Source organism: Streptomyces sp. AM6-12, from assembly GCF_044327085.1.
Classification (GTDB): domain Bacteria; phylum Actinomycetota; class Actinomycetes; order Streptomycetales; family Streptomycetaceae; genus Streptomyces.
Genome location: NZ_JBIQWN010000001.1, coordinates 5,198,662 through 5,218,906, shown reverse-complemented (window position 1 = coordinate 5,218,906; position 20,245 = coordinate 5,198,662). Strand labels below are relative to the sequence as shown.

The window sequence follows — 20,245 nt, the reverse complement described above, 5'->3', positions numbered from 1 at the left end:
CGCACGGAGAGCGCCGGTCGCGGAGGATCAGGGGTGCAGCGCCTCCGAGTCCTCCAGAACATGTGATGAAGTGACGATTCGGCCCGTCGAGGGAAGTGCGCGGCGGCGGTCCACCGCGTACGCCGCGCCCGCCACGGCCAGCCCCAGTACCGCGAGCGCCGCGCCCGCGAGCGCCGGGGAGGTCGTACCGAAGCCCGCGGCCAGGGCGATGCCGCCCACCCACGCGCCGCCCGCGTTGGCCAGGTTGAACGCGGCCTGATTGGCGGAGGAGGCGAGGGAGGGGGCGGCCGCGGCCTTCTCCATCACCATCAGCTGGAGCGGGGAGCCGGTGATGAACGCGGCCATGCCCAGCAGGGTGACCGCCACCGCCGCGCTCCACTCCGCCCGCATCAGCAGCGGGAACAGCGCCAGCACCACCGCGAGGGAGATCAGGCCGCCGAACAGGGTGCCCCGCAGGGAGTGGTCGGCGAGCCGGCCGCCCAGCAGGTTGCCGGCGGTCGCGCCGACGCCGAACAGGGCGAGCAGGAGGGTCACGTTCGTCTCGGCGTAGCCCGCCGCGTCCGTCAGCATCGGCGTCACGTAGCTGTACGCCGCGAACAGGGCGCCGAAACCCGCCACCGTCGTGCCCAGCGCCAGCCACACCGGCAGGGAGCGCAGCGCGGCCAGTTCGCCGCGCAGGCCGGTCGCACAGGCGTGGGTGTGGTCGTGCGGGATCAGCAGGGCCAGGGCGGCGATGGCGGCGAGGCCGATCGCGCTCACGCCGAGGAAGGTGGCCCGCCAGCCCAGGTGCTGGCCCATCAGCGTCGCCGCCGGGACGCCCGCGATGTTGGCGACCGTCAGGCCGAGGAACATCAGGGAGACCGAGCGCGCCTTGCGCTCCGGCGGGACCATGCCGGTCGCCACCACCGCGCCCACCCCGAAGAACGCCCCGTGCGGCAGCCCGCTGAGGAAGCGCGCGGCGAGCAGGGAGCCGTTGCCGGGGGCGAACGCCGAGAGCGCGTTGCCCGCGACGAACAGGACCATGAGGGCGATCAGGACGGTACGTCGGGACATGCGGGCGGTGACGGCGGCCAGCAGCGGGGCGCCGATGACGACGCCCAGCGCGTACGCCGAGACCAGGTGCCCGGCCGAGGGTATGGAGATGTGCAGGTCGGACGCGACGTCGGGGAGCAGTCCCATCATCACGAATTCGGTGGTGCCGATACCGAAGGCGCCGACGGCCAGCGCGAGCAGGGCCAGGGGCATGGAGGGGCCTGTGCCTTTCGGGAGCGTAGGGGAGAGCGTCGTACCGGGGACGTTGCAATGTTCAGGTACGGAACAAACTCTCTCAGGCCCGCTATTCCGGCAGGTTACGAGGGCGTGTCCAGGCTCACACGGGCCGCCACCGGGAGGTGGTCGCTGCCTGTGCGCGGCAGGGTCCAGCTGCTCTCCGGCTCGACGCCCTTGACCATGATCTGGTCGATCCGCGCCATCGGGAACGCCGCCGGCCAGCTGAAGCCGAAGCCGCTGCCCGCCGCACCCTGGGTGGAGCGCAGCTGGGAGGTGACGCCGTTGAGCGAGCGGTCGTTCATCGTGCCGTTGAGGTCGCCGAGGAGGATGACCCGGCTCAGCGTCTCGTCGGCCACGGCCTCGCCGAGCGCGGTGGCGCTGGTGTCCCGCTGCCGCGCGGTGAAGCCGGCCTTCAGCTTCACCCGTACCGAGGGCATGTGGGCGACGTACACCGCGACCGGACCCTCGGGCGTGGTCACGGTCGCCCGCATCGCCCGCTTCCAGCCGAGCTTGATGTCCACGGCCCGTACGCCGGTCATCGGGTACTTGCTCCACAGCCCGACCGTGCCCTCGATCGCGTGGTACTTGTACGTCGAGGCGAGCGCCCGCTCGTAGACCGGCACCTTGGACGCGGGGATCTCCTCCAGCGCGAGGACGTCGGCGCCGGAGCCGGCCACGGCGCGGGCGGTGCCGACCGGGTCGGGGTTGTCGGCGTTGACGTTGTGCGTGGCCACCATCAGGTCGCCGCCGCCGCTCGCCTTGTCGGTGAGCAGCCCGCCGAAGAGGTTGAGCCAGACGATCGCCGGGAGGAGTACGGCGATGAGGGTGATCGCCGACTTGCGCCACAGGCCGAGCAGCAGCAGGAGCGGGACGAACACGCCCAGCCAGGGCAGGAACGTCTCGGTGAGGCTGCCGAGGTTGCCCACGGTGTTGGGCACGTGCGCGTGCAGCAGCATCACGAGGGCGAGCAGCAGCGCGAGCGCGGCGAGGACGGCGCCCCGGCGCCAGATGCCTGGATCGTTGCGCCAGGGGGCGAGCACCCGGTGCAGCAGGCGTCGGAGCCGGGATCCAGGTCGCTCGGGCCCCGAGCCGCCGTCCGCCGTCTCCGTCATGTATGCCTGCTGCGCCATGCCGCCTGCCTCACTGCCCGCCGTGCACACCGTTCGCCCCCCGTCACTCCGACCCTAGGGGATGATCGGCTCCGTTCTCGCCGTCACATGACGGCCGTACGGAAGACGATGACGAACGGGTGGCACGGGGAGTTCCGGTCAGCGGTGCGCCGCGCGCGGTCTGTGACAGAACATGCACATCAGTGCGACGAGACTGTGGAGCTGACGGGCCGTAGGCCCTGCAGGGTGGTGTCCACGATGCGTGCCGCCAGGTCCTCGGGCAGGTCCCCGTCGGGGCGCATGACGGTGCGCACCAGCATGGCGCCGACGAACATGTCGTTGGCCAGGTCGAGGTCGATGTCGGCGCGCAGTTCCCCGTCGCGCTGGCCGCGCCGCAGCACGTCGAGCATGAGGACGCGCCGGGGGGCGATGACGCCCGCGTGGTAGGCGGCCCAGATGCGGGGGCTGGACTTCATCTGCACGTACACGTTGTGCAGGATCGCCGAGGAGCGGCTGACCAGGCCGCGCTGGCGCAGGGACTCCAGGATGACGATCAGATCGTCCCGCATGGAGGTGCCGGGGAGTTCCGGGTCGGGGGGTTCGGCGGTGCGCAGCACGTCGACGAACAGTTCCTCCTTGCCGCTCCACCGGCGGTAGATGGTGGCCTTGCCGACCCCGGCGGTGCGGGCGATGCGCTCGATGGAGAGTTCGGCGAGGGGTACGCCGTCCTCCAGGAGCTGCATCACGCCCTCCAGGATGGCCTGTTCCACGGCCTCGCTGCGGGGCCGGCCCCGAGCGGGTCCGGCCGGGCAGGACCGGTTGTCGGCAAGGCTCACGTCAATCCGTCCTCTCACTGTGCTGCGGGAATTGTCCCGCAGCCGCCTCCCTCCCCCGTGGAGCCGCTGTCAGCCGTTCATGGATGCCGGGCCGGCTCATCGGCCGGCCCCCGGGTCCATGACGTCAGTCCATCGCGGCGACCAGTTCCTGTCCTTCGTTCTCCTGCTCGTCCGGCCGCGCCTTGCCCGGCAGGTACAGGGCCGTGATCACGGCGCCGACCAGCGCCACGCCCGCGCCCCAGAAGGCGGTGACGTGCATGGCGTGCAGGAACGCGTCGTCGGCCGGGCCGACCAGGAGCCTGCCCCGCGGGCCGAGCTTGTCGGCGATGCCGAGGGTGGCCTCGATGGAGTCGCCGGCCTTGCCGCGCAGGGCGGCGGGCAGCACGGTGAGCTTGTCCTCGATGCCGTTGCGGTAGGCGGTGGCGAGCACCGAGCCGAGGACGGCGATGCCGAGGGCGCCGCCGACCTGGCGGAAGGTGTTGCTCAGCGCGGAGGCGGAGCCGGCCTTCTCGCGCGGCAGCGCCTGCATGATGACGACGGAGGTCGGCGTCATGATGTGCGCCATGCCGGTGCCCATCAGGAAGAAGACGACCTCCAGCAGCCAGATCGGCGTGTCGGCGTCGAAGGTGGCGAAGGTGGCCAGGGTGCCGGCGATCACCACCAGGCCGGCGGTCGTCGTGGCCTTGTTGCCGAACCGCTGGACCACCAGGCGGGCGCGCGGTGCGAAGATCATCTGCGCGGCGGCCAGCGGCAGCATCAGCAGGCCGGACTGGAGCGGCGAGTAGCCCCGCACGCTCTGGGTGTAGAAGACCGAGAAGAAGGTGACGCCCATCAGCGCGAAGAAGACCAGCGCGATGGCGGCCATGGCGCTGGAGAACACCTTGTTCTTGAAGTAGGTCACGTCCAGCGACGGGTGGTCGCTGCGCTTCTCGAACACCACGAACGCGGCGAGTACGACGATGCCCGCGCCGATCGTGGCGAGCACGGTCGGGTCGGTGAAGTCCGCCAGCTGGCCGCCCTTGATGATGCCGTAGACCAGCAGGACGAGGCCGACGACGGACAGGACGACGCCGACCGGGTCGAGGCGGCCGGGGTTCGGGTCGCGGGAGTCGGGCACGAGCCAGATCATCAGCACCAGCGCGATGATCACGATCGGCACGTTGACGAAGAAGACCGAGCCCCACCAGAAGTGGTCGAGGAGGGCGCCGCCGGTGATCGGGCCGATGGCGATGGCGAGGCCGACGCCGCCGGCCCAGATGCCGATGGCCTTCGGCTGCTCCTCGCGCTCGAAGACGTTCATCAGGACGGCGAGCGTGGCCGGCATGACGAACGCGGCACCGAGGGCCATCAGCGCGCGGTAGGCGATCAGCTGGCCCGGCGAGCCGGACTCGGCGGCGAGGGCGGAGCCGATGCCGAAGACGGCGATGCCGCCCAGCAGCACCTTCTTGCGGCCGAGCCGGTCACCGATCAGACCGGAGGTGAACAGCAGGCCCGCGAAGACGAGGGTGTACGCGTTGATCGCCCACTCGATCTGGCTCTGCGTGGCGCCCAGGCCGACGGGGGCCGGGGTGGAGATGGTCTTGATGGCGACGTTCAGGATCGAGTTGTCGAGCACCACGATGAGCAGGCTCAACATCAACACGCCGAGGATCGCCCAACGGCGGCGGTGCACCGCCTCGGGTATGCGAGAGGCAGGGACGGAAGTTGTCATGTGTTCGAGCGTAGAGGGATTCCGATACGGAACCGTCTCGTATCGGAATCTCTTTGCCGATAACTTACCCGTTCGGGGGATTGACATTGCCCGGAAACGGAGGGACGGGTTCGGCGCCGAGGAGGATCACAGGACCCCCTCTGGCCCTGGATGGCACGAGGTGCCACCATGGGAGCGATCCGGGGACGCCGTCAGGGCGCCTCGAGATGACTTGAAGGAGCCGTTGCCATGACGCAGCTTCCGGCTGCCCAGAACAAGCCCTCCGACGGCAGCAAGACGCTGTACGGGGGGAAGGGCACGCGCCGCATCACGGTCCGCGACATCGCCCTCGCCAAGGAACGCGGCGAGAAGTGGCCCATGCTCACCGCCTACGACGCGATGACCGCGTCCGTCTTCGACGAGGCCGGCATCCCGGTCCTGCTGGTCGGCGACTCGGCGGGCAACTGCCACCTCGGCTACGACACGACGGTGCCCGTCACCCTGGACGAGATGACGGTGCTCTCGTCGGCGGTCGTCCGGGGCACCAGCCGCGCCCTGATCGTCGCCGACCTGCCCTTCGGCACGTACCAGGAGGGCGCGGTGCAGGCGCTGCGCTCGGCCACCCGGCTGGTGAAGGAGGCCGGGGTCGGCGCGGTCAAGCTGGAGGGCGGCCAGCGCTCGCACGAACAGATCCGGCTGCTGGTCGAGGCCGGCATCCCGGTCATGGCCCACATCGGGCTGACCCCGCAGTCCGTCAACGCGATGGGCTACCGCGTCCAGGGGCGCGGCGAGGAGGCGGCCGCGCGGCTGCTCCAGGACGCCAAGGCGGTCCAGGACGCGGGCGCGTTCGCGGTCGTGCTCGAACTGGTCCCGGCCGAGCTCGCCGCCGAGGTGACGCGCTCGCTCCAGATCCCCACGGTCGGCATCGGCGCCGGTCCCGACACCGACGCGCAGGTCCTGGTGTGGACGGACATGCTGGGCCTGACCTCCGGGCGCGTGCCCAAGTTCGTCAAGAAGTACGCCGACCTGCGCGACGTGATGGGCACCGCGGCGAAGTCCTTCGCCCAGGACGTGGTCGGCGGTTCCTTCCCCGCGGAGGAGCACTCCGTCCACTGACCGTGCCCTGAGCGGCCCGGCCCCGGACCACCGCGGCACCACCCGGCAGCCCCGTCGATCGTCCCCCGTCGGCGGGGCTGCCCCCGTGCCGGATACCGTGAGGCCCGGTGGATGTCCGGGGGGATGCCCGCTGCGATGTCCGGTGGATCACCTGGGGGGAAGATGACCGCACCGCGCCATGCGCCGGACGAGCCGCGCGAACCGGACGACGGGAACGGCAGTCTGACGGCGGCCGACGTGAACGGCCGCCTGGTGGCGGCGGTGCTGGCCGGGGACGCCCGCGCGGTGGCGGACTGCCTGGCCGACGGCGCCGATCCGCATACGCCGGGACCCGACGGACTTCCGCTGCTCTGTGCCGCCGTGCGCGGATTCGACCACGCGAGCGCCGGGGCGCTGACGGACGGCGGCGCCGACCCGGACGTCGTCCTGCCGGACGGGACGACACCGCTCCTGCGGGCCGTCGACCTCGGTTCCCCGGCACTGGTCGGCGCCACGCTCGGCACGGACCCGCGGCTGCGGATCGCCGGGAGCGAGCGGCAGCGGCTGCTCGATCTCGCCCGGCACTGGCACGAGACGGGCGCCGCCGCGGAACTGCGCCGCCGCACAGGGGACTTGGGCCCGGTCACCCGGCGAATGGTCGAGGAGGAGTACACGGACATCGAGGAGCTGACGCTCGGCGGGCTCACCGTCCGGGCGGGCCACAGCGGTGTACTCAGCGATCTGGAGCGGGAGTTCGGCGTCCTGCCGCCGGTGGCCGAGCTGGTGGCGCGCGCCGTGCCGTACCCGGACCCGCTCGACGCCAACTGGTCCGCCGCGCGGCACGCCCTCGCCTGCCGCAGGAACCCGCGGGACTGGTCGGAGCTGGCGGCCCTGCGCCGGCACCCCGACCCCGTCCACCGCCGGCTGCTCGCCGATGTCCTGCGGTTCCGGCGCTTCCTGGCGGCCCACGTCGGCCGTCCGGACACCGCGAAAGACGCCGACTTCCTGGCCCGGTGGGCACGGGACGAGCCGGACGGCGAGGTGCTCGCCGCCGTCCTGGAGGTCTACACGGACGCCGACCATCCCGGCCAGGAGGCCATCGGGCTGCGCCATGCCGACCATCCCGATCCGCGGGTGCGCCGCGTGGTGCCGTACTGCCTGCCGCCGACCGGGCCCGCCGGGACCGTCCTGCTCGGTCTGGCGCGCGACTCCGACGCCGGGGTCCGGCACGTCGTCGCCGAGGTCCTCGGCCGCTCCCCCGACCCGGCGGCGGTCCGGGAGAGCCTGCTCGCCCTGCTCCGGGACCCCGATCCCGCCGTCCGGGTCCGGGCCGCCGCCTCCCTGGCCGGCTCCCGCGACCGGACGGCCGCGGTCATGGAGGCGCTCGTCGCCCTGCTGGACGAGGAGGACCAGAGCCTGCGCCTGGAGGCTGCCTGCGCCCTCGCCGTGCGGGACGACCCGCGCACCGACGCGGCGTACGAGCGGGTGGGTCCGCTCGGGCCCGGCTTCGAGGAGGACCACCGGGTGTCCGCGCACTGGCACTACCGGTTCCGCAACCGGCCCGGCGGAAGCTGAGGAGAGCGCCGCGGGCCGCTGCCGGAACCGCCCGCCTCAGCGGCGCTCCGCCACGGCAACACGGCCCGAGGCCAGGGACGTTCGGCTCCGGGACGGGGTGCCCAGGGAGCGGGCGACGGCGAGGAGGTCGTCGTCGGAGGTCACGCGCAGGCCGTACGCGCCGAGCAGGACGGCCATCCGCGCCGGCTGCCACAGGGAGCGCCAGGGCTCGCCCGCGGTGACGGAGTCGCCGAGCAGCCGGGCCAGCAGGCGGCCCGCGGCGACCTTCAGGGACGGGGTCTGGTAGTTGACGACGAGGGCGCTGCCGGGGGCCGTCCGGGCGGTGAGGGCGGTCAGGGTGGCGCGCACCTGGTCGCGGGTCAGGTAGGGGACGACGCCCTCCCACAGCCAGGTCGTCGGCGCCGAGGGGTCGTGTCCGGCGGCGGCCAGCGCGGCGCCGAGATCACCGGCGGCGAAGTCGACGGGGGTGAACCGTACGGACCGGGCGGTGGCCGGCAGGCCGGGGCCCGCCTCCGTGAGGCGGGCGCGTTTGTCCCGCTGGGAGGCCGGATGGTCGACCTCCCAGACATCCGTCCGCGCCAGCTCCGGCAGCCGCCACGCACGGGTGTCGAGACCGGCGCCCAGGATCACCAGCTGGCCGGCCGGATGGGCGCGCAGCGCCTCGTCGATCGCGACCGTCCGCGCCACCACCACCTCCGCGCACGCCCGCACGCCCTCGTACGCCATGCGCGCCTGCCGGCCCCGCGGCGGGGCGCCCGCGCGCACCTCGTCCACCGGCGCCCGCTCCCCGGCCCGCAGCAGCCGTACCGCCACCGGATCGGCGAACCGGCCCACCGCCGCCCTGCCGTCGGCGGCCGCCCGCCCCTGGCAGACCAGCACCGCCGTACGGCTCGCCGCGCGCTCGTTCTCGCTCATGCGGCCGATTCAACACCACCCGCCACCGCCCCGTGCGGGGCTGTCGGCGCCCTGTCGGCTCGCTGTCGGCGGTTTGTCGGTGGGGCCTGGCACTGTCGGGGGCATGACGCGAATCGATGAGAACCCCGGCGGCGGACGCAACGCCGTGACGGTGCGGGGACTGGTCAAGCACTACGGCGAGACCAAGGCGCTGGACGGCGTCGACCTGGACGTGCGCGAGGGCACCGTGATGGGCGTGCTCGGGCCGAACGGCGCCGGCAAGACCACGCTGGTGCGGATCCTGTCGACCCTGATCACCCCGGACGCCGGGCAGGCGACGGTGGCCGGGTACGACGTGCTGCGGCAGCCCCGGCAGCTGCGGAAGGTGATAGGTCTGACCGGCCAGTACGCCTCCGTGGACGAGAAGCTCCCCGGCTGGGAGAACCTGTACATGATCGGCCGGCTGCTGGACCTGTCCCGCAAGGACGCCCGCAGCCGCGCCGACGAGCTGCTGGAGCGGTTCTCCCTGACGGAGGCCGCCAAGCGCCCGGCGAGCACCTACTCCGGCGGTATGCGCCGCCGGCTGGACCTCGCCGCCTCGATGATCGGCCGCCCGGCCGTGCTGTACCTGGACGAGCCGACGACCGGCCTCGACCCCCGCACCCGCAACGAGGTGTGGGAGGAGGTCCAGGCGATGGTGGGCGAAGGCGTGACCGTGCTGCTCACCACCCAGTACATGGAGGAGGCCGAGCAGCTCGCCTCGGAGCTGACCGTGGTGGACCGCGGCAAGGTGATCGCGACCGGCGGCATCGAGGAGCTGAAGGCACGGGTCGGCGGCCGTACCCTGCGCGTGCGCCCGGCGGACCCGCTGGAACTGCGCCCGCTCGCCTCGATGCTGGACGAGCTGGGCATCACCGGCCTCGCCGCCACCACCGTCGACGGTGAGACCGGCACCCTGCTGGTGCCGATCCTCAGCGACGAGCAGCTGACCGCGGTGGTCGGCGCGGTCACCGCGCGCGGCATCACCCTCTCCTCCATCACCACCGAACTGCCCAGCCTGGACGAGGTGTTCCTCTCGCTTACCGGCCACCGCGCCGGCGACGCCCAGGACACCGAGCCCGCCGACGCCCGCCAGGAGGTCGCCGTATGAGCGCCTATCCGTCTCCCGCCACCGCCGACGACGTCCGCATCCCGCTGCGCGGGCACCTGCGGCACACCGGCGCGCTCATCCGGCGCAACCTGCTGTGGATCCGGCAGGACCCGGAGTCGATGTTCGACGCGCTGCTGATGCCGATCGTCTTCACGCTGCTGTTCGTGTACGTCTTCGGCGGCTCGATCGGGCAGGCGCTCGGCGGCGGCCAGGAGAGATACGTCCAGTACGTCATTCCGGGCATGCTGGCGATGATGAGCATGACCCTGTCCCAGGGCGTCGGCACCGGCTTCAGCCAGGACTTCAACAGTGGTGTGATGGACCGGTTCCGGTCGCTGCCGATCGGGCGCGGCTCGGTGCTGTTCGCGAAGATCGCGGTCGAGCTGGGCCGGATGCTGTTCGCGACCGCCATCTTGATGGTCGTCGCCGTGCTGGTCGGTTTCCACATCACCAGCTGGCCGGGGCTGTTCGCGACCGTGGGTCTGTCGGCGCTGTTCGCCTCCTCGATCATGTGGGTGTTCCTCACCCTCGGCGTGATCCTCAAGAGCGCGCAGTCCGTGCAGGGCGTCGGCTTCCTGGTGCTGTTCCCGCTCCAGTTCGGCTCCTCGATCTTCGCGCCGACCTCGTCGATGCCGGGCTGGCTCCGGGCCTTCACCGACTACAACCCGCTGTCCACGCTCGCCGACGCGGCCCGCGGCCTGATGACCGGCGGCCCGGTGACGCACGATCTGTGGGTGACCGTGGGCTGGTCGGTGGCGATCACCGCGGTGATGGCACCGGTCGCGATCCACAAGTTCCGTACCAAGAGCTGACGTTCACGCCGGTCTCACAGCAGGGCGGTGGCCTCCGCGAGGGAGAGGCCGCCGCCTTCGGCGTACGCCCGCTCGTACGACTCCTCGTCCAGCGCCTCCCGGATCCGGCCCTCGGTGATGGCGCGGCCCCGGCGCTCCACACCGGAGAGGACATGGCCGGCGGGCAGCAACTGGTCGGCGGCCGCCAGCATCCGGGCGGCGTCGGCGGCGCGGGCCCCGGAGTCGGTGCGGGCGAGCGCCATGGCGCCCACGGTGAGGGCGGTGGAGGACAGTTGGGGGATGACGGCCTCGGCGAGCGGGTCGGTCGCGTGCCCGAGTGCCGCGCGGATCTTTTCCAGCGCCTCCGCGTCGCAGTCGTCCATCGCGTCCACCCAGGCCTCCTGGCAGAGCAGCAGCGCGTCGAAGACGACGAAGTTGGAGATCCTGAACTCCTCACGCAGCAGCTGGAGTTGTTCGCGCGCCTCCGCGGTGCGCCCGGTCAGGCCCAGCCAGCAGGCCAGGAAGAGCCGGGCGGCGGGCATCGCCTCGGTGTGCATGGCGTGCTGGCTCTCCACGACCTCCCGCAGCATCCGCTCGCCCTCCTCCTGCTCGCCCGACTCCATGAGGACACTGCCGAGGCGGGCGCCGAGCACGGCGGTCTGGGCGCGGGCGCCGAGGCTTTCGGCGTGCTCGATGGCCGCCCGGTAGTCGGCGGCGGCCGCGTCGTACAGGCCCTTGCGCTCATGGGCCTCGCCGCGTGCGGACAGCGCCTCGGCGGTGCCCCAGTCGTCGCCGAGGCGGCGGTAGATGGCGAGCGCCTCGTCGGCGTCACGGGTGGCGTCACCGGCCCAGGCGGTGCGGTTGGCGAGGAAGTTGGCGCGCATCTGGAGGGCACCGGCCAGCTCCCACTCGAAGCCGGGGGCGCTGCGGCAGGTCTCCACGTTGGCGTCGGCGATCGTCCGGATCCGCTCCGCCCCTCCCGTGAGCATCACGGCGAAGAACCACACCATGCCGGGCGACCAGCAGGTCTGCGGCAGCCCCGGCTCGTAGACCTGGGCGACGAGGCGCAGCTTGGCCTGCGCCTCGGGGGTCTGCCAGGCGTCCAACTCGGTGTCCATGCAAGCGATATGGGCGAGGTGGACACCGCGCCGGGCCTCTTCGAGGACTTCGCCGGTGTAGGGCGGCGGGGTCTCGGTGCAGCGCTGCCACACCGGCTCGGCGCGGCGCAGCGGTTCGGTGAAGGGGTCCGGTCCGAGCGCCATCACCTCACGGCACCAGGTGCGGGTCTCCAGGCGCTGGTCCCGCATCTGCCAGAACCACAGCAGGGACAGCACCAGGCACAGCCCCTCCTGCTCGTCGCGCGCGGCGACGGCGTGCCGCAGGGCGGTGCGCAGGTTCTCGTACTCCAGCTGGAAGCGTTCGATCGCGGCGCGCTGCCGGGGGCCGCGCAGCAACGGGTCGGTGGTGCGGGCGAGTTCGCGGTAGTACGTCAGGTGGGCGCGCTCGGCCCCGGCGCGGTGACCGTTCTCCGCGAGCCGCTCGGCGGCGTACTCGGCGACGGTCTCCAGGAGCCGGTAGCGCATGGTGCCGTCGGCCGAAGGGGCGGCCACCACCAGGGACTTGTCGACCAGGGAGCCGACGGCGTCCAGGGCGGCGGGCCCGCACACGGCCTCGGCGGCGGCCAGGTCGCAGCCGCCCGCGAAGACGGACAGCCGGGCGAGCACCTCGCGTTCGCCGGCGTCCAGCAGGTCCCAGGACCAGTCCACGACGGCGCGCAGGGTCTGCTGGCGGGGCAGCACGGTGCGGCTGCCGGAGGTGAGCAGCCGGAACCGGTCGTCGAGACGGTCGGCGATCTGGCGGGGCGTCAGCATCCGCAGCCGGGCCGCCGCCAGTTCGATGGCGAGGGGCAGTCCGTCGAGGCGGCGGCAGATCTCGGCGCACGCCGCCGGATCGTCCGCGACCCGGAAGCCGGGCCGGGCCGCCGCGCCGCGTTCGGCGAACAGCCGCAGTGCGACGGGTTCCGGCAGCGGCTCCACCGGGCGCACCAACTCCCCCGGCACGCCGAGGGGTTCGCGGCTGGTGGCGAGGACGGTCAGCTCGGGGCAGCGGGCCAGCAGCCGTTCGGCGAGCCGGGCGGCGGCGTCGATGACATGCTCGCAGTTGTCGAGGATGATCAGCATCCGGCGCCGGGCGCAGTGCTCCACCAGCCGGTCCAGCGGTTCGTGCCCGTCGACCACCGCCCGCATGGACTCGGCACCGGCGCCGTGCAGCACGGTCTCGCGGGCGCCGATCGCGGTGAGGACGGCCTGGGGTACGGCCTCCGGGTCGTCCACGGGGGCGAGTTCGGCGAGCCACACCCCGTCGCGCACGGAGTGCCGTACCGCCGCCGCGGCCTCCTGGGAGAGCCGGGTCTTGCCCGCGCCGCCGGGCCCGAGCAGGGTCACGAGGCGGGCGGTCGCGAGGTCGCCGCCCAGGGCCGCGAGGTCGGCTTCGCGGCCGACGAAGGAGGTGAGGCGGGCGGGGAGGTTGCCCTGGGCGGGCCCGCCGGGGGCGTGGGAGCGGGCGGGCGGGTGGAGCGGGGCGGGGGCCGTGTCGGGCGTCCGGGACCCGTCGGGCACGTGGAACTGGTCGGGCGTGTGATGCCGGCCGGGGGTGGGATGGCGCTCGGGCGTGTGGTGCCGGTCGGGGGCGTGATGCCGGCCGGGCGTGTGGAACTGATCGGGCGTGTGGTGCCGGTGGGTGGGGGTACGTGGGCCGGGGTGGAGATCCCGGACGACATCACCGGGCCGGCCGCCGGTCGGCGCGCCGGTGCCGTCGCGGGCGCCGGACCCGTCACGCCGACCGCTCCAACCGCCGCGCGCCGCACCCGGATCGCGTCCGGACCCGCCGTCCGCCCCCAGCAACTCCGCGTGCAGGGCGCGCAGTTCGGCGCCCGGATCGGAGCCGAGGCGGTCGGCGAGGAGGCGTCGTACGTCCTCGTACCCGGCGAGTGCCTGGGCCGGGCGGCCGAGATCGCGCAGGGCCCGCAGCCGCAGCGCCTGGAGGGGTTCGTCCAGGGGATGGGCGTCGCACAGGGCGGTCAGTTCCGGCAGGGCGCTCTCGGCCTGCCCGAGGGCGAGGGCCGCGGCGTGCCGGGCGCGCTGGGCGTCGAGGCGGCGCGTCTCCCAGCGGGCGGCCTCGGCGGTGCGGTCGGGCAGGTCGGCGAGGGCCTGGCCGTGCCACAGGGCGAGGGCGTCGTCCAGCAGTCCGGCGGCCTTGGCGGGGTCGCCCTCGGCGAGGGCGGCGAGGCCGTCGCCGGTCAGCCGGTCGAAGCGGGTGAGGTCGATGTCGTCGGCGGTGGCGACGAGCCGGTACCCGCCGTCGGCGGAGGCCACGGCTTCCGCGCCGAGCGCGCGCCGCAGCCGGCCCACGAGCGCCTGGAGCGCGCCGGCGGCGTCGGCGGGCGGTTCCCCGCCCCACACCTCGTCCACCAGCACGCCCACCGGCACGGTCCGCCCGGCCCGCAGCGCCAGCACGGTGAGCAGCGCACGCAGCCGGGCTCCGCCGACCGGGACGGCCGTACCGTCGGGGCGGAGCGCCTGGGTGGGGCCGAGAAGGCGATAGCGCACGGGGTCCATTGTCTCCGGAGGCTCGGGAAGCGGTCAGGGGGTGGTCACCGGAGGCGATCGGCGCATCCGGCGGGGTCACCGGGGCGGCGGGCGCTCCCGGCGGGGTCACCGGATGCGGCGTCCGCTTCCGGCGGGGGTCATCGGGCGCGGCGGGCGCTCCCGGTGATGTCCAGGGTGACGAGGACGCCCACGGTACGACGGATGCGGACCGGGCCGTCCGCCGCGCCTGGGGTGGTCTCCTCGAACCACCTCGGGCAGGTGTCGGCGGACTCCATTGTCACGGACCCGGCAACCGGGTCCAGGCGGCACCCCGCGGGACGGGGGACCAGCCCCGGCTCGGGAGCGGCGGGGTGAGGAGTGTGATCCCGCTGCACGAGTTCGATCGCGCGGACCCGGCCCGCGGACCGCTCGTCGGGCCCGCCGTGGTTCTCCACCCGTGCCTCGGCGCCGTGACCCACACCGCTGCGCCGGTCCTGCGCGCCGTAGGGGACCAGCGCCCAGGTCACCTCGTCGCCCACCGCGAACGGTTCCCCGCGGCAGCCCAGCTGCCAGTCCGCGCAGAACACCCTCTTCCGTGGCATTCACCCACTCTCCAGGAACCGGACGGCGCGTGCGAGACGTTTTCCGCGTGTCGGCCGGGACCGCCCCGCCGACCCGATCCGCCCACCTGTCCACCGCCCGTCCACCCACCGCCCGTACGGTCGGGCGTACATCCGTCCCCCCAGCTCAGGAGCCGCCCATGACCACCGCCACCACCCGACGTCCCGGCGACCGCGGGATCAGCCCGGTGTTCATCGGGATCCTGGCCGTCGCCGCCGTGGCCGGCTGGGCCACCTGGACCGGGTACGCGGCGCGGCCGGGTATCGCGGTGTTCCTGTTCGTGACCGCCGCCTGGGTCGTCTCCCTGTGCCTGCACGAATACGCGCACGCGCGCACCGCCCTGCACAGCGGCGACATCACGATCGGCGCGAAGGGCTATCTCACGCTGAACCCGCTGAAGTACACGCACGCGCTGCTGAGCATCGTGCTGCCGGTGCTGTTCGTGATCATGGGCGGGATCGGTCTGCCGGGCGGCGCGGTGTTCATCGAGCGCGGCCGGATCCGGGGCCGTCTGCGGCTGAGCCTGATCTCGGCGGCGGGCCCGCTGACGAACGCGCTGTTCGCGGCGGTGTGCACCGCGCCGTTCTGGCTGCACGCGCTCGACGGGGTGCCGATGACCTTCCGCTTCGCGCTGGCGTTCCTCGCGCTGCTCCAGGTGACGGCGGCGCTGCTGAACCTCCTGCCGGTACCGGGACTGGACGGGTACGGCGTACTGGAGCCCTGGCTGCCGTACGGCGTGAAGCGGCAGGTGGAGGCGTTCCCCATGTTCGGGCTGCTGATCGTGTTCGCGCTGCTGTGGATCCCGTCGCTGAACAGCGCGTTCTTCGGCCTGATCGACGACATCCTGCGCGGGCTCGGGGTGGAGACGGCCTACTCGGACTGCGGGTACTGGCTCTACCGCTTCTGGAGCGGCACCCCGGAGGTGTGCACGGTCAGTTCGTGACCGGCTCCTGGCGCGCGGCGGCTCGGGCACGCTTGACGTAGTACCAGGTCATGTTGGACGACAGGCCCGCCAGCAGCACCCAGACGATCCCCAGCCAGCTGCCCTGCACGAAGGAGACCACGGCCGCGGCCAGCGAGAGGACGCAGACGACGAGGGTGTAGAGGGCGATGCGGGGCATGACGGATGGCTCCTGTCGGGGGACACTGCTACGGCGAACAGTGTCCCCCATGGCCATGGCCGGCTCATAGGAAGGTCGGCCCGCGCGTGCCGGACGAACGGCTCACACGTCGGTGAGCCGGAGCCCCGCGTGCGCCTTGTAGCGGCGGTTGACCGAGATCAGGTTGGCGACCAGGGACTCGACCTGGTGGGCGTTGCGCAGCCGGCCGGCGAAGATGCCGCGCATGCCGGGGATGCGGCCGGCCAGCGCCTGGACGATCTCCACGTCGGCGCGCTCCTCGCCGAGCACCATGACGTCGGTGTCGATCTGCTCGATCTCCGGGTCCTGGAGCAGGACGGCGGACAGGTGGTGGAAGGCGGCGGTGACCCGCGAGTCCGGGAGCAGGGCGGCGGCCTGCTCGGCGGCGCTGCCCTCCTCGGGCTTGAGCGCGTAGGCACCCTTCTTGTCGAAGCCGAGCGGGTTGACGCAGTCCACGACGAGCTTGCCGGCAAGGTCGGCGGCGAGCGACTTCAGCGTGTCGCCGTGCCCGTCCCACGGTACGGCGACGATCACGATGTCGCTGCGGCGCGCGGCCTCGGCATTGTCGGCGCCCTCGACACCGTGCCCGAGTTCGTCCGCGGCGGCACGGGCGCGGTCGGCGGACCGGGAGCCGATGATCACCTTCTGGCCGGCCCTGGCGAGCCGGTAGGCGAGGCCCTTGCCCTGCGGTCCGGTACCGCCGAGCACGCCGACGACGTACCCGGAGACATCGGGCAGATCCCAGGGGTCCTTGGCGGGGGCCTTCTGTGCGCTGTCGGTAGAGGTCATGGGGCGACTCTACGTCGCCGGACACGGCCCGCGGCCGCGAAGCCCGGGGCGCGGCCGGGGAGACCGGCGCGCGACCGGGACGGGACGGGAGCCGGGAGATCGGCGCGCGACCGGAAAGGGCGGGAGCGGAGAGAGCGGCGCGCGACCGGAAAGGGCGGGAGCGGAGAGGGCGGCGCGCGACCGGAAAGGGCGGGAGCGGCCGGGGAGATCCGGGTGCGGGCGAGGGTGGGCGAGGCGCCGGCGGGGAGGGGCAGGTGTGACCGGGAAGACCGGGCGCGGACGAGGATGGGCGGGGCGCCGGCGGGAAGGCCGGGGTGCGACCCGAGACGGGGCGGACGGAGACGGGGACGGGCAAGGCGTGGCCGAGCATGGGCGGCGGGTACTTGCGGGGAAAAGCGGTTGCTCTGGTGGTCCCCTCGTCCGAACATGCTCAGGATGACCTCCGCGCTGCTTCCCGATCTCGCTCCCTGGCGGGCTTCCGCTGACTTCCGACGGCTGTGGAAGTCCGGGCTGATCAGCAACTTCGGCAGTTTCCTGACCCTCGTCGCGCTGCCCGTCCAGCTGAAGGACCTCACGCACTCCACGGCGGCCGTCGGGGCGATCGGCGCGGTGGAGCTGCTGCCGTTGATCGTGTGCGGTCTGTACGGCGGTGCGCTCGCCGACGCGCTGGAGAAGCGGGGCCTGATCATATGGACGGAGGCCGGCCAGGGCCTGCTCAGCGCGGTGCTGCTGCTCAACGCCCTGCTGCCGAGCCCCGCCGGCTGGCCGCTGTACGCCGTCGCCGCGCTCTCCTCCGGGCTCGGCGCGGTGCAGCGCCCCGCCCTGGAGTCGCTGTGGCCGAGGATCGTCGCCCATGACGACCTGCCCGCCGCGGCCTCGCTGAACTCGCTGCGCTGGACGATGGGCGGCGTCGCCGGCCCGGCACTCGCGGGCGTGGTCGTGGCTTACGCGGGCCTGGCCTGGGCGTACGCCGCCGATGTGCTGACCTTCGCCGTCTCGCTGGCGTATCTCGCGCGGATCGCGGTCTCCCCCGCCGCCCACGAGGCCGCGAAGCCGTCGCTGCGGGCGATCGCGGAGGGCGCCCGGTACGCATGGCGCCGCAAGGAACTCCTCGGCACGTACGTCGTGGACATCGCGGCGATGACCCTGGCGATGCCGCTCGCGGTGCTGCCGTTCCTCGCCGACGAGCTGGGCGCAGACTGGGCGCTCGGGCTGATGTACGCGAGCATCCCGGCGGGGTCGCTGCTGGTGAGCCTGGTCAGCGGCTGGGCCTCGCGGGTGCACCGGCACGGCCTGATGGTGGTGCTGGCGGCGGCCGGCTGGGGCCTGTCGATCGCGGCGGTGGGGCTGACCCGGAACGTCTGGCTGGTGCTGCTCCTGCTCGCCATCGGCGGCGGGTTCGACATGGTCAGCGGCATCTTCCGGTCCGCCATGTGGAACCAGACGATCCCCGACGAGCTGCGCGGCCGGCTCGCCGGGATCGAACTGCTGTCCTACTCCGTGGGTCCTCAGCTGGGCCAGGTACGCGCGGGCGGCCTCGCCGCGTGGACGGGGCTGCGCACGTCCATCGCGTGCGGCGGTCTGGCCTGCGCGGGCGTGGTGGGGCTGCTCGCGCTGTGCCTGCCGGGCCTCATGGCCTATGACGCGCGGACGAACCAGCACGCGGTGCGGATGCGGGAGCGCCGCGCCGGGGCCGCCGCCGCGAGGGCCTGATCACTTCCCGCCCGAGCCTCCGGAGCCCCCGGGGTCGCCGGAGTCCGACTTGGAGGCGTCGTGCCACCGCGGGTCGTTCTCCCACTCCAGATTGCGCTCGGCCGCCAGCTCCATCGCGTGCCGGGCCTCCTCGGGGGAGGCGTACGGCCCGAACCGGTCCTTGCCCGGGCAGTCGGGCCCTTCCTCGACCTTCTTGTGCTCCAGGCAGTAGTACCACTCGCCCGGCTTGCCCACCGTGCGCTTCTTGAACAGGGCCATGGACCGCTCCTCTCGCCGACCACCGACATGTTCCCCCATGTCCGCGTGGATAGACTCCCTGACATGTCTGGCCAGTCGCTGCTCGTACCGGGGGAACAGTCCCCCATCCGTTCCGTTCCGGGGAACATCCGTCGCCCCGAGTACGTCGGCAAGCCCGCGCCGGCGCCGTACACCGGGCCCGAGGTGCAGACCCCGGAGACCGTCGAGGCGATGCGGGTCGCCGGGCGGATCGCCGCGCGGGCGATGGAGGAGGCCGCGAAGATCATCGCGCCCGGCGTCACCACGGACCAGCTGGACAAGGTGGCCCATGAGTACATGTGCGACCACGGCGCCTACCCGTCCACGCTCGGCTACCGCGGCTTCCCCAAGTCCCTGTGCACCTCGGTCAACGAGGTCATCTGCCACGGCATCCCGGACTCGACGGTCCTCAGGGACGGCGACATCGTCAACCTGGACGTGACCGCCTACATCGGCGGGGTGCACGGCGACAACAACGCCACGTACCTGGTCGGGGACGTGGACGAGGAGTCGCGGCTGCTGGTGGAGCGCACCCGCGAGGCCCTCGACCGGGCGATCAGGGCCGTCAAGCCGGGCCGGCAGATCAACATCATCGGCCGGGTCATCGAGTCGTACGCCAAGCGGTTCGGCTACGGCGTGGTGCGGGACTTCACCGGGCACGGCATCAACTCGTCGTTCCACTCCGGGCTGATCATCCCGCACTACGACAGCCCGCACGCGACCACGGTGATGCGGCCGGGCATGACCTTCACCATCGAGCCGATGCTGACGCTGGGCACGCACGAGTACGACATGTGGGACGACGGCTGGACGGTCGTGACGAAGGACCGCAAGCGGACCGCGCAGTTCGAGCACACCCTGGTGGTCACGGACGACGGCGCGGAGATCCTGACGCTGCCCTGAGCCGGCACTCGCCGACGGAAACCCGCCCCTGCGAGGGCGGGTTTTCTCTTGTACGATTTTACCGACACGGTGTCGGCAAAGGTGCCGACGCGAAGTCGGCAAGGTCATTGACTTAGGTAAGGCTTACCTTAGAGGATGTGGGTCATGGACTCCTTCTCGCGCCTCATCCGCACCGCGTCCCACGAACAGCACACGGAGGCGGAAACCTCGGCGTTCATGAGCGATCTGCTCGGCGGCCGGCTCGGTGTGGACGCCTACGCCCGCTACACCGAACAGCTGTGGTTCGTGTACGAGGCGCTGGAGAGCGCGGCCGGGCGGCTGGCCGGGGACCCGGTGGCGGGTCCGTTCATCCGGCCGGAACTGCTGCGGCTGGCCGCCCTGGAGCAGGACATGGCGCATCTGCGGGGCCCGGACTGGCGGGCGGGCCTGAGCGCCCTGCCCGCGACGCGCGAGTACGCCGACCGGGTACGGGAGTGCGCCGCGCGGTGGCCCGGCGGTTACGTCGCCCACCACTACACCCGTTACCTGGGCGACCTGTCGGGCGGTCAGATCATCCGCGACCGGGCGGAGAAGACCTGGGGCTTCGCCCGCAAGGGCGACGGCGTGCGCTTCTACGTCTTCGAGGAGCTCGCCAATCCGGCCGCGTTCAAGCGCGAGTACCGGGAGCTGCTGGACCGGATACCGGCGGACGACCTGGAGAAGCAGCGCGTCGTGGCCGAGTGCAAGCGGGCGTTCGCCCTGAACACGGCCGTCTTCCGGGCGCTGGGCGAGGAGTTCGCGCTCTCCGCCTGACCCCGCGGCCCGCGGC

The 20,245-nt window shown here is 72.9% G+C and carries 18 protein-coding genes; 8 read left to right on the top strand and 10 right to left on the bottom strand.

Going from position 1 to position 20,245, the window contains the following annotated elements; all coding sequences use genetic code 11:
• Window positions 1-27: 27 nt before the first annotated feature.
• The 4 genes from ACE4Q9_RS23685 to ACE4Q9_RS23670 all read right to left on the bottom strand — a co-directional run bounded on the left by ACE4Q9_RS23685 (window position 28) and on the right by ACE4Q9_RS23670 (window position 4,925).
• Window positions 28-1,245, bottom strand: coding sequence for an MFS transporter (locus ACE4Q9_RS23685; RefSeq protein ID WP_397986237.1), 1,218 nt, complete (start codon window positions 1,243-1,245; stop codon window positions 28-30).
• Between the two features lie 104 nt (window positions 1,246-1,349).
• On the bottom strand, window positions 1,350-2,399 hold the full coding sequence (locus ACE4Q9_RS23680) for an endonuclease/exonuclease/phosphatase family protein (protein ID WP_397986236.1): 1,050 nt from the start codon (window positions 2,397-2,399) through the stop codon (window positions 1,350-1,352).
• Window positions 2,400-2,578: 179 nt separating this feature from the next.
• Window positions 2,579-3,214 carry a TetR/AcrR family transcriptional regulator gene (locus ACE4Q9_RS23675; protein WP_397986235.1) on the bottom strand — a complete coding sequence of 212 codons (636 nt, stop codon included), beginning with the start codon at window positions 3,212-3,214 and terminating at the stop codon, window positions 2,579-2,581.
• Between the two features lie 124 nt (window positions 3,215-3,338).
• On the bottom strand, window positions 3,339-4,925 hold the full coding sequence (locus ACE4Q9_RS23670; protein ID WP_397986234.1) for an MFS transporter: 1,587 nt from the start codon (window positions 4,923-4,925) through the stop codon (window positions 3,339-3,341).
• Window positions 4,926-5,153: 228 nt separating this feature from the next.
• Between ACE4Q9_RS23670 and panB the strand changes: the two genes are divergently transcribed.
• Together panB and ACE4Q9_RS23660 are read left to right on the top strand one after the other, a co-directional pair.
• Window positions 5,154-6,020: a 3-methyl-2-oxobutanoate hydroxymethyltransferase gene (panB, locus tag ACE4Q9_RS23665; RefSeq protein ID WP_397986233.1), complete on the top strand. Its 867-nt coding sequence runs from the start codon at window positions 5,154-5,156 to the stop codon at window positions 6,018-6,020.
• Window positions 6,021-6,182: 162 nt separating this feature from the next.
• Complete coding sequence (locus ACE4Q9_RS23660; RefSeq protein WP_397986232.1) at window positions 6,183-7,574, top strand: HEAT repeat domain-containing protein; 1,392 nt, start codon at window positions 6,183-6,185, stop codon at window positions 7,572-7,574.
• Window positions 7,575-7,610: 36 nt separating this feature from the next.
• Here the strand turns inward: ACE4Q9_RS23660 and ACE4Q9_RS23655 are convergent, their stop codons facing one another.
• The gene (locus tag ACE4Q9_RS23655; protein WP_397986231.1) at window positions 7,611-8,489 is read right to left on the bottom strand and encodes a class I SAM-dependent methyltransferase; all 879 of its coding nucleotides are present in this window, start codon (window positions 8,487-8,489) and stop codon (window positions 7,611-7,613) included.
• Window positions 8,490-8,592: 103 nt separating this feature from the next.
• Between ACE4Q9_RS23655 and ACE4Q9_RS23650 the strand changes: the two genes are divergently transcribed.
• Together ACE4Q9_RS23650 and ACE4Q9_RS23645 are read left to right on the top strand one after the other, a co-directional pair.
• Window positions 8,593-9,618 carry an ATP-binding cassette domain-containing protein gene (locus ACE4Q9_RS23650; protein ID WP_397986230.1) on the top strand — a complete coding sequence of 342 codons (1,026 nt, stop codon included), beginning with the start codon at window positions 8,593-8,595 and terminating at the stop codon, window positions 9,616-9,618.
• Window positions 9,615-10,430, top strand: a complete 816-nt coding sequence (locus ACE4Q9_RS23645) for an ABC transporter permease (protein ID WP_397986229.1) — start codon at window positions 9,615-9,617, stop codon at window positions 10,428-10,430. Before ACE4Q9_RS23650 ends, ACE4Q9_RS23645 begins: the two co-directional genes overlap by 4 nt.
• Window positions 10,431-10,444: 14 nt before the next feature.
• Here ACE4Q9_RS23645 and ACE4Q9_RS23640 read toward each other — a convergent pair whose 3' ends face one another.
• Together ACE4Q9_RS23640 and ACE4Q9_RS23635 are read right to left on the bottom strand one after the other, a co-directional pair.
• Entirely contained in the window at window positions 10,445-14,026 is a 3,582-nt protein-coding gene (locus ACE4Q9_RS23640) for an AfsR/SARP family transcriptional regulator (protein WP_397986228.1), read from the bottom strand.
• Window positions 14,027-14,154: 128 nt separating this feature from the next.
• Window positions 14,155-14,598 (bottom strand): DUF6578 domain-containing protein, encoded by a 444-nt coding sequence (locus tag ACE4Q9_RS23635; RefSeq protein WP_397986227.1) that lies wholly within the window; start codon window positions 14,596-14,598, stop codon window positions 14,155-14,157.
• Between the two features lie 158 nt (window positions 14,599-14,756).
• On the opposite strand from ACE4Q9_RS23635, the gene ACE4Q9_RS23630 reads away from it, so the two are divergent.
• A complete protein-coding gene (locus ACE4Q9_RS23630; protein ID WP_397986226.1) occupies window positions 14,757-15,560 on the top strand; it encodes a site-2 protease family protein in 804 nt (267 codons plus the stop codon).
• Here ACE4Q9_RS23630 and ACE4Q9_RS23625 read toward each other — a convergent pair.
• Together ACE4Q9_RS23625 and npdG are read right to left on the bottom strand one after the other, a co-directional pair.
• The gene (locus ACE4Q9_RS23625) at window positions 15,550-15,789 is read right to left on the bottom strand and encodes a hypothetical protein (protein ID WP_397987310.1); all 240 of its coding nucleotides are present in this window, start codon (window positions 15,787-15,789) and stop codon (window positions 15,550-15,552) included. The genes ACE4Q9_RS23630 and ACE4Q9_RS23625 overlap by 11 nt on opposite strands.
• Window positions 15,790-15,840: 51 nt before the next feature.
• On the bottom strand, window positions 15,841-16,545 hold the full coding sequence (gene npdG, locus ACE4Q9_RS23620; RefSeq protein WP_397986225.1) for an NADPH-dependent F420 reductase: 705 nt from the start codon (window positions 16,543-16,545) through the stop codon (window positions 15,841-15,843).
• Window positions 16,546-16,980: 435 nt separating this feature from the next.
• Here npdG and ACE4Q9_RS23615 point away from each other — a divergent pair, with 435 nt between their 5' ends.
• A complete protein-coding gene (locus tag ACE4Q9_RS23615) occupies window positions 16,981-18,258 on the top strand; it encodes an MFS transporter (protein ID WP_397986224.1) in 1,278 nt (425 codons plus the stop codon).
• On the opposite strand, the gene ACE4Q9_RS23610 is transcribed toward ACE4Q9_RS23615, so the two are convergent.
• Entirely contained in the window at window positions 18,259-18,516 is a 258-nt protein-coding gene (locus ACE4Q9_RS23610; RefSeq protein WP_397986223.1) for a hypothetical protein, read from the bottom strand. It abuts the gene before it with no gap.
• A gap of 63 nt (window positions 18,517-18,579) precedes the next feature.
• Here ACE4Q9_RS23610 and map point away from each other — a divergent pair, with 63 nt between their 5' ends.
• Entirely contained in the window at window positions 18,580-19,437 is an 858-nt protein-coding gene (gene map / locus ACE4Q9_RS23605) for a type I methionyl aminopeptidase (RefSeq protein ID WP_397986222.1), read from the top strand.
• A 144-nt stretch (window positions 19,438-19,581) separates the two neighbouring features.
• Window positions 19,582-20,229 carry a heme oxygenase (biliverdin-producing) gene (locus tag ACE4Q9_RS23600; RefSeq protein WP_397986221.1) on the top strand — a complete coding sequence of 216 codons (648 nt, stop codon included), beginning with the start codon at window positions 19,582-19,584 and terminating at the stop codon, window positions 20,227-20,229.
• Window positions 20,230-20,245 lie beyond the last annotated feature (16 nt).

Excerpts from the sequence above, each read along its gene's own strand:
- ACE4Q9_RS23650 (WP_397986230.1), top strand. The coding sequence starts at position 8,593 with ATGACGCGAATCGATGAGAACCCCGGCGGCGGACGCAACGCCGTGACG.
- ACE4Q9_RS23660 (WP_397986232.1), top strand. The coding sequence starts at position 6,183 with ATGACCGCACCGCGCCATGCGCCGGACGAGCCGCGCGAACCGGACGAC.
- ACE4Q9_RS23655 (WP_397986231.1), bottom strand. The coding sequence starts at position 8,489 with ATGAGCGAGAACGAGCGCGCGGCGAGCCGTACGGCGGTGCTGGTCTGC.
- ACE4Q9_RS23610 (WP_397986223.1), bottom strand. The coding sequence starts at position 18,516 with ATGGCCCTGTTCAAGAAGCGCACGGTGGGCAAGCCGGGCGAGTGGTAC.
- ACE4Q9_RS23685 (WP_397986237.1), bottom strand. The coding sequence starts at position 1,245 with ATGCCCCTGGCCCTGCTCGCGCTGGCCGTCGGCGCCTTCGGTATCGGC.
- ACE4Q9_RS23600 (WP_397986221.1), top strand. The coding sequence starts at position 19,582 with ATGGACTCCTTCTCGCGCCTCATCCGCACCGCGTCCCACGAACAGCAC.
- ACE4Q9_RS23630 (WP_397986226.1), top strand. The coding sequence starts at position 14,757 with ATGACCACCGCCACCACCCGACGTCCCGGCGACCGCGGGATCAGCCCG.
- ACE4Q9_RS23670 (WP_397986234.1), bottom strand. The coding sequence starts at position 4,925 with ATGACAACTTCCGTCCCTGCCTCTCGCATACCCGAGGCGGTGCACCGC.
- ACE4Q9_RS23635 (WP_397986227.1), bottom strand. The coding sequence starts at position 14,598 with ATGCCACGGAAGAGGGTGTTCTGCGCGGACTGGCAGCTGGGCTGCCGC.
- ACE4Q9_RS23625 (WP_397987310.1), bottom strand. The coding sequence starts at position 15,789 with ATGGGGGACACTGTTCGCCGTAGCAGTGTCCCCCGACAGGAGCCATCC.
- ACE4Q9_RS23645 (WP_397986229.1), top strand. The coding sequence starts at position 9,615 with ATGAGCGCCTATCCGTCTCCCGCCACCGCCGACGACGTCCGCATCCCG.
- panB (WP_397986233.1), top strand. The coding sequence starts at position 5,154 with ATGACGCAGCTTCCGGCTGCCCAGAACAAGCCCTCCGACGGCAGCAAG.
- map (WP_397986222.1), top strand. The coding sequence starts at position 18,580 with ATGTCTGGCCAGTCGCTGCTCGTACCGGGGGAACAGTCCCCCATCCGT.
- ACE4Q9_RS23640 (WP_397986228.1), bottom strand. The coding sequence starts at position 14,026 with ATGGACCCCGTGCGCTATCGCCTTCTCGGCCCCACCCAGGCGCTCCGC.
- ACE4Q9_RS23615 (WP_397986224.1), top strand. The coding sequence starts at position 16,981 with ATGACCTCCGCGCTGCTTCCCGATCTCGCTCCCTGGCGGGCTTCCGCT.
- ACE4Q9_RS23680 (WP_397986236.1), bottom strand. The coding sequence starts at position 2,399 with ATGGCGCAGCAGGCATACATGACGGAGACGGCGGACGGCGGCTCGGGG.
- npdG (WP_397986225.1), bottom strand. The coding sequence starts at position 16,545 with ATGACCTCTACCGACAGCGCACAGAAGGCCCCCGCCAAGGACCCCTGG.